Origin of the sequence: Kordia algicida OT-1 (assembly GCF_000154725.1) — a bacterium.
Classification (GTDB): domain Bacteria; phylum Bacteroidota; class Bacteroidia; order Flavobacteriales; family Flavobacteriaceae; genus Kordia; species Kordia algicida.
Window position 1 is genome coordinate 3,156,683 of sequence record NZ_DS544873.1, and the last position, 13,689, is coordinate 3,170,371.

14 protein-coding genes are annotated in these 13,689 nt (G+C 33.8%); 7 read left to right on the forward strand and 7 right to left on the reverse strand.

What is annotated here, in order from left to right; all coding sequences use genetic code 11:
• Positions 1-2: 2 nt before the first annotated feature.
• From KAOT1_RS13480 to KAOT1_RS13495, 4 genes are all read right to left on the reverse strand, one after another.
• The gene (locus KAOT1_RS13480; RefSeq protein ID WP_007095382.1) at positions 3-767 is read right to left on the reverse strand and encodes a hypothetical protein; all 765 of its coding nucleotides are present in this window, start codon (positions 765-767) and stop codon (positions 3-5) included.
• Positions 768-778: 11 nt separating this feature from the next.
• Positions 779-1,783: a glycoside hydrolase family 113 gene (locus tag KAOT1_RS13485; RefSeq protein ID WP_007095383.1), complete on the reverse strand. Its 1,005-nt coding sequence runs from the start codon at positions 1,781-1,783 to the stop codon at positions 779-781.
• A gap of 36 nt (positions 1,784-1,819) precedes the next feature.
• A complete protein-coding gene (locus KAOT1_RS13490; protein WP_007095384.1) occupies positions 1,820-2,743 on the reverse strand; it encodes a hypothetical protein in 924 nt (307 codons plus the stop codon).
• A gap of 198 nt (positions 2,744-2,941) precedes the next feature.
• Entirely contained in the window at positions 2,942-3,661 is a 720-nt protein-coding gene (locus KAOT1_RS13495) for a DUF547 domain-containing protein (RefSeq protein ID WP_040560082.1), read from the reverse strand.
• A 264-nt stretch (positions 3,662-3,925) separates the two neighbouring features.
• Between KAOT1_RS13495 and KAOT1_RS13500 the strand changes: the two genes are divergently transcribed.
• The 7 genes from KAOT1_RS13500 (at position 3,926) to KAOT1_RS13530 (ending at position 12,434) form a co-directional block, all read left to right on the forward strand.
• Positions 3,926-5,272, forward strand: coding sequence for an NAD(P)/FAD-dependent oxidoreductase (locus tag KAOT1_RS13500; RefSeq protein ID WP_007095386.1), 1,347 nt, complete (start codon positions 3,926-3,928; stop codon positions 5,270-5,272).
• 24 nt (positions 5,273-5,296) lie between these two features.
• Positions 5,297-7,156 (forward strand): 4Fe-4S binding protein, encoded by a 1,860-nt coding sequence (locus tag KAOT1_RS13505; RefSeq protein ID WP_007095387.1) that lies wholly within the window; start codon positions 5,297-5,299, stop codon positions 7,154-7,156.
• Between the two features lie 215 nt (positions 7,157-7,371).
• Positions 7,372-7,848 (forward strand): toxin-antitoxin system YwqK family antitoxin, encoded by a 477-nt coding sequence (locus KAOT1_RS13510; RefSeq protein WP_040560083.1) that lies wholly within the window; start codon positions 7,372-7,374, stop codon positions 7,846-7,848.
• A 185-nt stretch (positions 7,849-8,033) separates the two neighbouring features.
• Positions 8,034-8,720 carry a glycosyltransferase family 2 protein gene (locus tag KAOT1_RS13515; protein WP_007095389.1) on the forward strand — a complete coding sequence of 229 codons (687 nt, stop codon included), beginning with the start codon at positions 8,034-8,036 and terminating at the stop codon, positions 8,718-8,720.
• Positions 8,721-10,226, forward strand: coding sequence for a cellulose synthase family protein (locus KAOT1_RS13520; protein WP_007095390.1), 1,506 nt, complete (start codon positions 8,721-8,723; stop codon positions 10,224-10,226).
• The gene (locus KAOT1_RS13525) at positions 10,223-11,623 is read left to right on the forward strand and encodes a putative hexosyltransferase (RefSeq protein ID WP_007095391.1); all 1,401 of its coding nucleotides are present in this window, start codon (positions 10,223-10,225) and stop codon (positions 11,621-11,623) included. Before KAOT1_RS13520 ends, KAOT1_RS13525 begins: the two co-directional genes overlap by 4 nt.
• A gap of 91 nt (positions 11,624-11,714) precedes the next feature.
• On the forward strand, positions 11,715-12,434 hold the full coding sequence (locus KAOT1_RS13530) for a hypothetical protein (RefSeq protein WP_007095392.1): 720 nt from the start codon (positions 11,715-11,717) through the stop codon (positions 12,432-12,434).
• Here the strand turns inward: KAOT1_RS13530 and yidD are convergent.
• The 3 genes from yidD to KAOT1_RS13545 form a co-directional block, all read right to left on the reverse strand.
• Positions 12,429-12,707 (reverse strand): membrane protein insertion efficiency factor YidD, encoded by a 279-nt coding sequence (gene yidD / locus KAOT1_RS23780; protein WP_007095393.1) that lies wholly within the window; start codon positions 12,705-12,707, stop codon positions 12,429-12,431. The genes KAOT1_RS13530 and yidD overlap by 6 nt on opposite strands.
• On the reverse strand, positions 12,707-12,937 hold the full coding sequence (locus KAOT1_RS13540) for a hypothetical protein (RefSeq protein ID WP_007095394.1): 231 nt from the start codon (positions 12,935-12,937) through the stop codon (positions 12,707-12,709). The genes yidD and KAOT1_RS13540 overlap by 1 nt, the downstream gene beginning before the upstream one ends.
• A 79-nt stretch (positions 12,938-13,016) precedes the next feature.
• Positions 13,017-13,682 (reverse strand): helix-turn-helix domain-containing protein, encoded by a 666-nt coding sequence (locus KAOT1_RS13545; RefSeq protein WP_007095395.1) that lies wholly within the window; start codon positions 13,680-13,682, stop codon positions 13,017-13,019.
• Between the last annotated feature and the right edge of the window lie 7 nt (positions 13,683-13,689).

Here is a 13,689-nt window from a genome sequence, read left to right on the forward strand (position 1 = left end):
AGCTATTGAGCCACAAAGATATCTTGAATTACTGTATTTACCCAATTATCAGCACTAACATCCATTAACGTAAACTTATAGGAGTTGTTAATTGTCAGATCAATAGGGTTTTCTTCCGAAATATTAAGCACCACATTTGAAGTGTCGTAATATTGAAATTTATTCTCGTTAGTGTATGTTCCTGATAGCAGTCCGTTGTCAACTGTAGAAACTATTTGAAAGTAAATAGCGTTGTCGCCATTTGTGTTGTGTTCCCATGAAAATAATGGCATTTTAGAAGTTTCCTGATTGATTGTTATTTCATTCGTCCAGACTGTCGGCTTTGATATATTTTTGGTTCGAATCGGATTGGAAAGTTTGATTTCATCATTTAATTCATACGTTACAATAACCCATTGATCTTCTCCAAAAGAACGCGTAAATTGCTCGATATAACCTTCAAAAAGTGGTGTCGAAGTAATTGCCAAGCGTCTGTAATTTGTATAATCATTTTTGTCAACGTTAGCAGTATTTGTTTCAAAAAACTGAACATTACTTGCACCTTCTTCCAAATAATAATACACATTTACTATATCAGAATTGTTTGCATCACTTGCCGCACAAGCAATGACAGCACCAGTTTCCACCGTGCGATTTGCAATAATATCTGATAGCTTTTCGGTATTTTCTAAGTTGATTACAGCTTCAGAATCATCTGATTGACATGAACTGATTGCAAAAAATAATAGGATGCAAGTGCTAAATTGTATTATTTTTAATGTGTTCATTCGTTATTTTTCTATTGATGTAATTTGTATGTTTCTCTAACAATTTTTTCCGCCGGTTTGTTTTGTGGTGTAAAGTAAAAATCTTCCAATCCACCAGATTTTTCATAGTTGTGAAACCACTTCCAGATAAATCCGCCAGCAAACCAATCTTCTTTCCAAAACTCATTATACAACGCTTGCAAGGCAATTTCTTGCGCTTTTAAATTCAATACTTTTCCTTTTCTATTGGAATCCCACGGTTCTTTTCCTGTGTATTCTATGCTGCGATATCCGTATTCGGTAAAGAGAATTTTTCGATCTACTTTTTTAGATAAATTCACTATTTTATCTTTATGCGATTGCCAGCCTTTTTGCAAACTTTCCAGCGTTGGTATTTTTTCTTCGCTGAGCGGAAAATACGCGTCAATTCCTATAAAATCGAGTTGCTTCCAAAACGGAACTTTTTCAAATGAATCCCAATTTTCTGCATAGGTCAATTTTCCTTTATATATTTTTTTCACTTTCGTGATAAGTGCATTCCAAAATTCAGGTCGTGCTGCAACAAACGTGTGCAATTCGGTTCCAATACAGAACATTTCTGCGTCAATTTCTTCTGCCAAACTCGCATATTCGAGGATGAAACTTTCGTAAGAAGCTTCAAATGCTTTCCAATCGGTTTCGTTTTCCATCGAAATTAATCCTGTAAATTCACCATTCCAAACCCAAATTTGCGGTTTCACCATGATGTTAATGTTGTTTTTTTGTAAAAGTTCTGCATATTGCTTTGCTCCTTTTCGTGTTTCTCCAAACCATTGTCGGTCTGTATTGTGAACCACTTCTGTTCCGTTTAATTTCCGAAGAAATCCAAAAGGCATTACCGCAGCGTAATTTGCATGTAATTTTACAACAGGATCTACATGATTTTGATTGATAGGATTTGGCGCCGCTACATAACTAACACCATTTATTTTTTGTGCTTGACTCGTACATGAAAATTGTAAAAAGCCAAAAAATATACAAAGGAGTCTAAGTTTCATTGATGAACTATTTAGACTCCTAATGTACTATTATTATTAAAAAATAGCTCTTAAACCTACGCTAAAAGTTTGTCCCAATCCTTGAAAATTGTTTCCTCTGACGAATTTATCAAAAGAAGCTTCCACATTTAATACTTCGTTTAATTGGTATTTTCCTCCAATTCCGAATGATGTAAAGTTTTGAGAAAAATCGTTTCCTAAATCAATTAAAAAACCTTGTTTTCCGTTGATATAAATTGTTGATTCCGTTGAAGGGAAATAGCTTAAAAATGCTGCAAATGGTAAGAATAAACTGTTGTTTGCAAAACGTTCTCCAATGTTTGACGTATTTGGATCTGCTTCTGTGGCTTTTTCTCCAAAGTTAAATCCTACGTCAGCTTGCGTAAATAATTGCCATTTGTCTTGTCCGAATGTCGTATCATAGAAAAATTTTGTTTCCCAAAAAATACTTCTCTTATCTAAATACGGAGCATTTGGCTTGTCTTTAAAAATTGGCAAATACACCGAACTCGTAAAAGAAAAATTTGAAATATTCTTAAAAGGTTGCACTCTAATTGATGGTGCTAAAACAGTTAATCCGCTTCTCGCCTGATCGTTGTCTTTAAATTGTAATACATCTAAAGCGCCTGCACCACCAAACGTATTGGAGCGTATCTGTACGATTAAACCAACGTTTACTCTACGACTTTCGCTAACTCCAGTATATACTTCTGTGGTACTTGTAAAAAATGTTTCTCTTGGTACAGTTAGAGAGTTTGATTCCGCATCTGTACGTTCTGTTTGTGTATAAATACTGTTGAAGAATTTTAAATCCCATTGTCCTTTTTTCAATAATTTGGAAGGTGTAAATTCCTGAATGTTACTTCTGTCGTCTGTTGTTTCATCATCTTGATCTTGGGCAAATGAGAAGCTTACAAAAAGTAACGTAAGCATGGTTAAAATTAGATTGTTCTTTTTCATTTTAGTTATATTTAGTATTTTTTGTTTGTTAGTTTTAAGTTGAAAATTTTCGATTTCGAAGTACTTCTCGATAGTTCTACTGAGTTTATCGAAGTGCGATTTTCTCTTGAAAATCACTCGAAGTGACGTTTTGAATTTCTTTGTTTTACATCTTTGCGAAAGTTTTGAAAAACTTGTGGCAATCTGTTTCTCGATACCTTATTTCGTTTCATTCAATTTCCAGTTATACGGATAGTAACTGATTTTCGATTTTTCTGCGATTTTTTCGTCTCTGTATTTGTTGATGAAGTCAATTTCGTTTCCATTTTGGGTAAAATCGCCTTTGTACCATTTCATAATTTCAGAAAGTTGTACACGTTTCTTTTTGGCATTTACTTTAATGAAATCGTCACTATTTAAAGCTATTTTTGTTTGTCGCGTTAATTGTGTGTCAAGAGTTTCAGGCTTGTAGGCTTCGGCAATAATTGGCGGACAACCTAAACCTGCGCAGACCAATACAAAGTGAAAACGTGGATCGTTATTGAACTGCGCGCGCAATAACTTATGTTCTATATCATTTAAGGTAATTTTTTTGCCTCCAACAGCATATTTCGTCTTGTCAAACAAACCTTTAATATCTAAAGGTGATTTTACAGGATAATTTTCAATAATTCCTTTAATTACAGTGAGATTGTAAATATTTATCCAATACGCTTGATAGGTATTTGCATCACTTTTATTGACTGTAATTTTATTTGTTGAAGCTAAAATTGCGTCTAATTCCGCAGCGTTTTTCTTTACAGCTTTATAATTTACACGTCCGTTTTTTACATATTCCTTAAAGAATACATCAGAAGCATTAAAAAAAGTATCGGTGTTTTGTGCAAAACTGAATGTGGTAAATAAAACTGCTATAAATGTGATTGTTATGTGTCGCATGATAATTAATTTCAATTTGTAATGCTGTGTAAGTCCGCAAAACATTTTAGAACTTACAGTCTTTCGCAAAAAAAAATATCATTTATATATTTGATTTTCAAGCGTCCACAAGTTGTCATTTTTTGTAAAACCTTACATTCTTTTTTTAATTTATAATTATTCTAAATTCTATAGCAATGTATAAGTTATTAACTTTACTAGCGACAGAATTCCCGACACGAACATTTTCCGCGTAAGCGAAAAGTAAAAAACCCAATCAACCTTATGGAACATATTGTAATTATAGGTAATGGAATTTCTGGAGTTACGGCTGCCAGACATATCCGAAAACTTTCCGATAAAAAAATTACCATCATTTCTGCTGAAACTGAGTATTTCTTCTCGCGTACAGCGTTGATGTATATTTATATGGGACATATGAAGTTTGAACACACGCAACCTTATGAAAATTGGTTTTGGGAAAAGAATCGCATCGAACTGAAAAAAGGTTTTGTAAAGCACGTAAAAGATGCTTCAAAAGAGCTCGTTTTTGCTAGTGGAGAAACGATGAAATATGATAAACTCATCATCGCTACAGGTTCAAAACCTAACAAATTTGGATGGCCAGGACAAGATTTGAATGGTGTAATGGGCATGTATCACAAACAAGATTTAGAAAAACTAGAACAATATGCGCCAAATAACGACGTATGTAAACGCGCTGTAATTGTCGGTGGCGGATTGATTGGAATTGAACTCGCAGAAATGCTACAAAGCAGAGATATTCCCGTAACATTTTTAGTGCGTGAAAGTAGTTTTTGGAACGGTGTGTTACCTGCAGGCGAATCGGAAATGATTAACCAACATATAAAAGAACATCATATTGATTTGCGTTTGGGCGTGAATTTACAAGAAATAAAAGCAGACGAAAACGGAAATGTAAAGTCGATTATTATTAAAGAAACAGGCGAAGAAATTCCGTGTACGGTTGTCGGATTGACCGCAGGAGTTTCGCCAAATGTTGATTTCTTAAAAGATTCCAATATTGAACTCGGACGCGGCGTAAAAGTGAATCGACGTTTGGAAACCAATGTAAAAGATATTTATGCCATTGGCGATTGTGCTGAGCAACATGAAGCCATTGGAAATCGCAGACCAATTGAAGCGGTTTGGTACACGGGAAGAATGATGGGCGAAACCTTAGCGCAGACATTGTGCGGAAATCCGAGAGATTACAATCCGGGGCATTGGTTTAATTCTGCAAAGTTTTTAGACATTGAATATCAAACGTATGGTTGGGTTTTTGGCGAACGTGGGCGACCAGATTATGAACAACATTTTCACTGGAAACATCCTAAGAAACATATTTGTATTACGATTGCTTTTCATAAAGAAACTCGCAAATTTTTAGGAATTAATACGTTTGGAATTCGCATGCGTCATCACAGTTTTGATACGTGGCTGAACGAAAATCGTTCTGTAGAATACGTTTTAGAGCATTTAGCCGATGCCAATTTTGATCCTGAGTTTTATAAACAATACGAAAAAGAGATTGTTGCGCAGTTCAATAGTGAGCACCAAACAGCTATCAAACCTAAAAAAAGAAGCTGGAAACGTATTTTCAGTTACTAATCACCTCATCTTAAAAATTATATTATGAAATTCATTCGAATTGCAGGACTCTATATATTTATTGCCTCCGTAGTGTTGTTTAGTGCAACGCTTTTTATGGGAAATTATTCTTTAACAGAAACTTCTATTGAACAAACTTTTAGCGATAAAAAAGCAAGAGTAACCGAAACATTTGCCAAAGTTGCCAAAGAAAATGGTGTTTTGGACAAAACTTATAGCAATCCATTTTCTTTTATGAGCGATGTAAAAGGATTATTTGAAAAACACAATCAGCAAGTTTCTAAGGATATTGCTAAAGAAAAAGGAATTTCTTCCGAAGAAACAGAAAAACTCATCGCAGCTGCTACCAAAAATGGAAACGTTGTGTACACAAAGGAAGTCGTCGATCAGGTGTTAAGTGGAGAAAAAGCCAAAACATTAGATCAATCTACCAATTGGATGTATAGTCCGGGAAAAACGTATGATTCGGTAGAAACGTTTCAAAATGATTTGACCAATAAAGTAAATGATGCGAATAGAAACTTGGCAAAAGAATTCTTTTTGTATGACAATAAATATTCGCGATTTGATATTACAAAAGCAGCTTCTAGTGGAATAATCGTAGAAAATAAAGGTTTATTTCTATTCTTAACCTTCGGTTTGGGAATTATTGGATCGCTGATGTTTATCATTACAGGATTGTTTTTAAAACCAATTCCTGGCATCAAAAACAACGGAATTTATTTAAATAATGCAACCAATCGCGGTTGGGTTGGCATTGTTGTTTTTGGATTTTTAGTCATCTTCTACGTTTTACTATACTTTCATCCGTATGTAATTGTCAATTGGACAAGTATTGTAGATCCTGTAAAAGCACTTTTTATTGAAAATGGATCGGCTTCACAATGGTTTGTATACGGTTTACTGTACACAGTTTCTATGACAGTTATGGCAATTCGTATGTTCATCAAATACAGACACAATCAATATCAAATAGTTAGAACTGCGGTAGTATTGGCGTTTCAAATCATATTTGCCTTCTTATTAGTAGAGATTTTACCATTATTCGATTTGCCAGGAGTAGACTTGAAAAACGCATGGCCGTTGGATTATAATTTCTTGACCGATTGGAATGTGAAAAACTATTTAGAAGCAGGACATTTAGGAAAGTTTATGTTCTTTTGGGGCATAATTCTTTCACTTATTCTAGTGCCAGTTTTGGTCTATTTTTATGGAAAACGTTGGTATTGTTCGTGGGTTTGTGGTTGTGGCGGATTGGCAGAAACGCTTGGAGATCCGTATCGTCAATTGTCAGACAAACGTTTGATTGCTTGGAAAATAGAACGCTGGACCATTTATCCTGTATTGGTTTTTGCAGTTATTATGACCATTATTGTAGGCTACAATACCTATTATGTAATCAATGCGCCTGATATTGCTGCGGCTAATCAAAATGAATTTTTTGGAATCAACGCATACAGAATTAACGAATGGTATGGATTTTTAATCGGATCAATCTTTGCCGGCGTGATTGGAACAGGTTTTTATCCACTTTTAGGAAACAGAACTTGGTGTCGCTTTGGTTGTCCGTTAGCAGCGTATATGGGAATCATTCAACGTTTTAAGTCTAAATTTAGAATTACGACGAATGGCGGACAGTGTATTTCTTGCGGAAACTGTTCAACATATTGTGAACAAGGAATTGACGTTCGTGCATATGCGCAAAAAGGACAAAATATTGTGCGTTCTTCTTGTGTAGGATGCGGAATTTGTAGTGCTGTGTGCCCAAGAGGAGTTTTAAAATTAGAAAATGCTAGCGATGATGGCGCAACTCGTCATAAAGTTCCTGAAGTAATTTTAGGAAACGATATGGACTTGTTTGAAATGTTGGAAGAAAATAAGTAATGAAATTTTGAATGTTGAATGTTGAATGTGATATAAAAACTTAAACGTCAGTTCGAGTGATTTTTCAAATGAAATGAAGAAAAGTTGTATCGAGAACAGCTATGAAATTGAAAATTTTAAATATGATTCTATCGGAAATCTGGGAATATACTTTAAAATATAACATAAATACCCAAATGCCTCTGGCTAACAACAAAAAGCCAAAACCTAAAGTTATGAAAAATCTATTCCTTATTATCTGTTTCAGTGTGACATTCAGCGTAAGCGGACAAAAAGAGTATGAGAAAACCTATTATGATAATGGGCAAATGAAGGAAGAAGGTTGGGTAAAAAATGATGTAAAAACGAAATATTGGAAATTTTACTATCCAAATGGAGCTTTGAAAAAAGAAGGACGTTTCAAAAATGGGAAACCAACGAAATATTGGTATTTTTATCGCGAAAATAAAACCAAAAAAAGCGAAGGACATTACGTAAATGGTGTAAAAAGCAAATGGTGGCTTTTTTATGATGAACAAGGAAAAGTAAATCATAAATGTCAATTGAAAAATAATCAAAAAAACGGCTATTGTTTGCGTTATATAAATGAAAAATTAGTCAGCGCAGAAAAGTATAAACACGGAAAGAAAATTGGCGAATGGACCGATTTAGCAAGCTTTAAAAGAGAAAATAGTGTTTGGGATTTGAGATAGATTGGTTGTTCACTAAATGATTTTAAATGCTAAATTTTGAATATGATTCTAATGAAAATCTGTTTCGACGAAGCTCAACAGCACTATCGAGAACCGCTTAGAAATTAAAAACTTTGAATGTTATAAATAATATTCAAATAGAAAATAAATTCTTGCCTACGCAGGAATGACAAAAACATATAGTAATGATTATAAAAGTCATCATTCCTGCATATAATGAAGAAGATTCTATTGCAAATGTGATTCAGGAAATCCCCAAAAATGTGACTGAGATTATTGTAGTAAGCAATAATTCTACAGACAATACAGAACTCAATGCAAAAGCTGCTGGAACTACGGTTTTAAAAGAACCCCGAAAAGGCTACGGTTACGCATGTTTAAAAGGCATGGATTACATTGCCAAGCAAGAAGTAAAACCTGATATTTTGGTGTTTTTAGATGGCGATTACTCAGATTATCCTGAAGAATTGACGAAAATTGTAGCACCAATTATAGAAGATGATATCGACTTTGTCATTGGAGCGCGTGTAAAATCATTACGAGAAAATGGTTCGATGACACCACAACAAGTTTTTGGAAACTGGCTTGCTACCTTTTTAATGAAATTATTTTTTGTCGCAAAATTTACCGATTTAGGACCTTTTAGAGCTATTAAATACGATAAGCTTTTACAGTTGAATATGGAAGACAAAACTTATGGCTGGACAGTAGAAATGCAACTCAAAGCATTGAAGCAGAAATTATCATACGTTGAAGTTCCTGTACGCTACAAAAAGAGAATTGGTATCTCAAAAGTTTCTGGTACCGTAAAAGGTACTATATTTGCTGGCGTAAAAATTTTAGGTTGGATTTTTAAATATAGTTTTAAATAAATGGAGTTTGATGCAGATTTTTTTAAACTAGCGTTGTCATTTATCGTAATGACCTTGTATGCTATTGCTTTGATACTGATTTTACTGTATAGCTTGGCACAACTAAACTTGCTAATTAATTATCTAAAAGCTAAGAAGCAAGAAGACAACGCACCACGTTTTGATTTAAACAATTCAAACGAAGTTCCGTACGTAACCATTCAGCTTCCGGTATACAACGAATTGTATGTAATGGAACGTTTGTTAGATAATATTGCTTTAATTGATTATCCAAAAGAGAAACTAGAAATTCAGGTGTTGGACGATTCTACAGACGAATCTGTGATTTCTACCGCAGAAAAAATCAAGGAATTACAACAATTAGGTTTAGACATTTCGCATATTTGCCGAAAAGACCGAACAGGTTTTAAAGCTGGTGCGCTCAAAGAAGGATTGATTGATGCCAAAGGAGAATTTATCGCGATTTTTGATGCAGATTTCCTTCCGAAGAAAGACTGGTTACAACAAACAATTCCTTATTTTAAAGATGAAAAAATTGGCGTAGTCCAAACACGTTGGGGACATATTAACCGAGATTATTCGCTATTAACCAAGATTCAAGCATTCGCGCTCGACGCACATTTTACCTTGGAACAAGTTGGACGAAATTCCAAAGGTCACTTTATCAACTTTAACGGAACTGCTGGAATTTGGCGAAAAACCTGCATTATTGATGCTGGAAACTGGGAAGGCGATACGTTAACCGAAGATTTAGATTTGAGTTACCGCGCACAATTGAAAAACTGGAAATTCAAATATTTGGAAGATGTAGAAACGCCTGCCGAATTGCCTGTTGTAATTAGCGCGGCACGTTCACAACAATTCCGTTGGAACAAAGGTGGCGCAGAAAATTTCCGCAAAATGGTAAAGCGTGTTATTTTTTCAAAAAATATCTCTTTTAAAACAAAAATTCACGGCATATTACACTTACTCAACAGTACCATGTTTTTAAATGTGTTGATTGTTGGCGTATTGAGCATTCCGATGTTGTACATCAAAAACACGTATGGACATTTGGAAATTTACTTTACGGTTTCAAGTTTCTTCATCATCAGTACCATCATCTTTTTTGTCTGTTTTTGGTTTCCGTTCAAGCGTGTACAAGGTGGCGGATTTGCAAATTTTATCGATTATATCAAGATGTTTTTTACCTTCTTTTCTGTAGCGATGGGATTTTCAGTGCACAATTCAGTAGCCGTTTTGGAAGGTCATATGGGAAAACGCAGTGAATTTGTTCGCACACCAAAATTCAACATCAAAACATTAAAAGATTCTTGGAAAAACAACAAATACATCAAAAAGAAAATTTCAGCAAATACGGTTATTGAAGCGTTATTAATGGTGTATTTCCTTTTCGGAATGTACAGCGCGTATCCATTAAATGACTTCGGATTGTTTCCGTTTCACTTAATGTTATTTTTAGGTTTTGCCTTTGTATTTTTTAACTCGATTCGTTCAAAAGTGTGATTGCTTCCGTAGGGAAATATCATAAATTCTCCATCGTACTTGTGCTGCTTAGCGCCTTTGTATACTACTACTTTGGCTATCCGTTGGTACGTACCGATTTGGTGATTTTAATCTCGTTATACGGAATTGCTTTTGCTTCTTTTTTTGGATTGATTAAACTTGAAAAGCATAACTTTTTGTTCCTTGCGGGAATTGCCATTGTTTTCCGATTGATATTTCTCGGAAGCATTCCAAACTTATCACAAGATTTTTACCGCTTTATTTGGGATGGAAGATTGCTGTTGCAAGGCTGGAATCCGTATTTGTATTTACCCAATGATTTAATGGCGAGTGGAAGCGTTCCTATTCAAGAATCGCAAGCACTTTTTGACGGCATGGGAAGTTTAAACGCTTCACATTACACAAATTATACACCAATAAATCAACTCTGCTTTGTGTTGGCGGCGATTGTTTCTCCAAAAAGCATTACAGGCGCAGTAATTGTTTTACGATTGATTTTGATTTTAGCAGATATCGGCACATTATATTTTGGTCGAAAATTACTTAAAAATCTCGGGTTACCTGTAAATAACATTTGGTTATTCATCCTAAATCCGCTCGTAATTATCGAACTCGTTGGAAACTTACATTTTGAAGGTTTAATGATTTTCTTTTTAGTGTGGAGTTTGTATTTGTTACAGAAAGGTTTGTGGAAATGGGCTGCGGTAATTTTGGCATTGTCTGTTTCGGTAAAGTTATTGCCTTTTATCTTTTTACCGATACTTTTTCAATGGTTTACCAAGCGTAAAATCACGGAAATTCATAAAACTTCATTCTCCATATTGAGGAAAAATTTAGGAAAATTGATCGTATTTTATGCCATTGTTTTTGCGATTGTCATTGGATTGTTTCTACCGTTTATTTCTGAAAAATTCATTTCAAATTACCAAGAAACGATTGGTTTGTACTTTCAAAATTTTGAATTTAATGCAAGTTTGTATTACATCGCACGCTGGATTGGTTATCAAATTGTAGGTTGGAATACGATTGCTACGATTGGAAAAATTACGCCGATTGTAGTTTTTGTTTCAGTACTCATCATCAGTTTTTTTAGAGATAATACCGACTTTAAAAAAACAGTGACTGCCTTACTTTTTGGGCTTTCTATTTACTTTTTTACCACTACAACGATGCATCCTTGGTATTTTACCACTTTACTCGTTTTAAGCGTATTTACCAACTACCGATTTACCGTAGTTTGGTCATTTATGTTTGTGTTGAGTTACACAGCATATCAGAAAGAAGGTTACGGTGAAATTTTAGAATTGGTTGCTTTAGAATATATTGCTGTGTATGGTTTTTTACTGTATGAAATTATTTCTTTACAGAGAAAAAAGTTGCAAATTCAAGCTTCTTAAGTGCTATTTATAATTACTTTCTTCGATAAGTCGTTCAAAAAACCCACATTTTTTCTGTATTTTTATAATTAGAACCAATACTTTAACCATTATGAAATCATTAAAACTGTTACCAATTGCACTATTATTGCTGTATAGTTCTTCTATGCTTGCGCAAATGAGTGGTGCTCCGAGAGAATTTGAAAGTACTTCTCAAGTTTACGATGAACTCCGAAAATTTTTAAATACCAAACAAAAAGATGCATATGAAATTGATTGGGATAATGTAAAAGGAAGTCCGTATTTGAATGAAAAATATAAGCTTGCAAAGTTTTTTATTGGCAATAAATCCTATGGAAATGTGATGATGCGTTACAATACGTATTCTGACGAAATAGAATTATTTACAGAAGATGGAAAAGAAATGGAAGCCTTGATGAAGGTTGAAAATTCGCGCCTGACTTTTGAAGATAAAACGCTAAAATTGTTTACCTACAAAGATGAAGATGGCTATGAACAACAAGGTTATTTTTTAGTGTTGAATAATGAAAAAGAGCCTAAATTATTACTAAAAAAGAAATGTGTTTTTTCTCCAAATGAAAAAGCATTAACAGCAAATCAGGCAGATAGAGCAGCAAAATTCACACAATACGATTATTTTTATATTGTGAAAGAGGGGAAATTAATTCAGGTTGATCCGAAGAAAAAAGCAGTAGTAAAGTTATTTCCTGAAAAAGGAAGTGAAATTAAAAAGTATATCAAATCTGAAAGATTGAAACTTAAAAGACAAAAAGATTTCGCAAAACTTGTTGATTATATTGCGACTTTATAGAAATCGTTCTGCAATATCTTTTTGATTTAACACTTCGTTATTTCTAAGTTTTATTTGCATTTCATTGTTAACAGGATTTTTAAAAATTTCATATCCGTGTCGACAATTATAAAATCTATATTTAAAAGCTTTACAACCAGCTATGAACCCTTTATTCATAGCTGTTTTGTAGACATGATTTGAGCATGAAACTCTGAAAATACATTTTTTCCTTTTGGACTTTGGTATTAAAAACCAATAAGCTTTAATGAAGATTAATAAGAGATATTTCATTATTTGCTAAAAACAATCATTTGTCTAGTTGTCGTGTATCCAGGTTTTGCACCCAATCCAAAACAACCTGTTTCTGGATGCACAACAGTAGTTACACTTTCCAAGCTGACATAAGTCCATCCTTGATCTGAATAGTTTTTAATAATATCTTCTAATTGACTGGGAACGTGATTTGCTGATTCTTTTCCTGCACTAACAGAAGGCACAAATGGTACGACTTTATATTCCATATTTTAAATTTTATATATCGAATATATTTTAATGAAAAATCAAATCCTTACGGCTTTCCATAAATACATGAAAATTTCATTAAATAAGTCCTAAATCTTTTGCGTTGGCAATCAAATGAATGGCATTATTGGCTTTGAAATATATCTTCAATTTACTCAGCCGCTTTTCTATAGAACTCAAGCTGTTTGGAGAAATACTGCGCCCTTTTAAATTGGCAGAAATTTCATCTTGACTCATTCCTTTAGATAATAATTTTAATAAACCGATATCGTAATCATCAATTTCCATATCGCTCTTATTACTCAGCGCATTTTTGGCTTTGGCAGAAAGATATTTTTCTCCTTTGTAGACTATTTTTATAGCTTTTTTTAATTCTTGCAGACTCTTTCTTCCTTTACACACATACGCGTCGATTCCGTGCATATTGTAGAGTCTACGAATGCGTTGTAATTTATCTTCTACGGAATAGACAATTACTTTTAAATTGGGTTGATCTTTCTTTAACTTTTTCAATAAATCTTCTCCAGAAGCTAATTTTTGTTTTCGATGATCTTCCGCAAAAGACAAATCGGTAATGAGCAATTCGTAAGGTTTCTTATCTTTTCGTGCTTTCTTAGCTTTCAAATCTGCATCATCGCAATATTGAGTTTGATCTATTGTTGCTATTTCCAATTGGGAAAGCGCAGTAAGGACACCTGTGTTGATGTCGTCCATATCTTCGGCAATTAAAACTTTAGTAAACATAGGCTAT

Excerpts from the sequence above, each read along its gene's own strand:
- KAOT1_RS13480 (WP_007095382.1), bottom strand. The coding sequence starts at position 767 with ATGAACACATTAAAAATAATACAATTTAGCACTTGCATCCTATTATTT.
- KAOT1_RS13485 (WP_007095383.1), bottom strand. The coding sequence starts at position 1,783 with ATGAAACTTAGACTCCTTTGTATATTTTTTGGCTTTTTACAATTTTCA.
- KAOT1_RS13490 (WP_007095384.1), bottom strand. The coding sequence starts at position 2,743 with ATGAAAAAGAACAATCTAATTTTAACCATGCTTACGTTACTTTTTGTA.
- KAOT1_RS13495 (WP_040560082.1), bottom strand. The coding sequence starts at position 3,661 with ATGCGACACATAACAATCACATTTATAGCAGTTTTATTTACCACATTC.
- KAOT1_RS13500 (WP_007095386.1), top strand. The coding sequence starts at position 3,926 with ATGGAACATATTGTAATTATAGGTAATGGAATTTCTGGAGTTACGGCT.
- KAOT1_RS13505 (WP_007095387.1), top strand. The coding sequence starts at position 5,297 with ATGAAATTCATTCGAATTGCAGGACTCTATATATTTATTGCCTCCGTA.
- KAOT1_RS13510 (WP_040560083.1), top strand. The coding sequence starts at position 7,372 with ATGAAAAATCTATTCCTTATTATCTGTTTCAGTGTGACATTCAGCGTA.
- KAOT1_RS13515 (WP_007095389.1), top strand. The coding sequence starts at position 8,034 with ATGATTATAAAAGTCATCATTCCTGCATATAATGAAGAAGATTCTATT.
- KAOT1_RS13520 (WP_007095390.1), top strand. The coding sequence starts at position 8,721 with ATGGAGTTTGATGCAGATTTTTTTAAACTAGCGTTGTCATTTATCGTA.
- KAOT1_RS13530 (WP_007095392.1), top strand. The coding sequence starts at position 11,715 with ATGAAATCATTAAAACTGTTACCAATTGCACTATTATTGCTGTATAGT.
- yidD (WP_007095393.1), bottom strand. The coding sequence starts at position 12,707 with ATGAAATATCTCTTATTAATCTTCATTAAAGCTTATTGGTTTTTAATA.
- KAOT1_RS13540 (WP_007095394.1), bottom strand. The coding sequence starts at position 12,937 with ATGGAATATAAAGTCGTACCATTTGTGCCTTCTGTTAGTGCAGGAAAA.
- KAOT1_RS13545 (WP_007095395.1), bottom strand. The coding sequence starts at position 13,682 with ATGTTTACTAAAGTTTTAATTGCCGAAGATATGGACGACATCAACACA.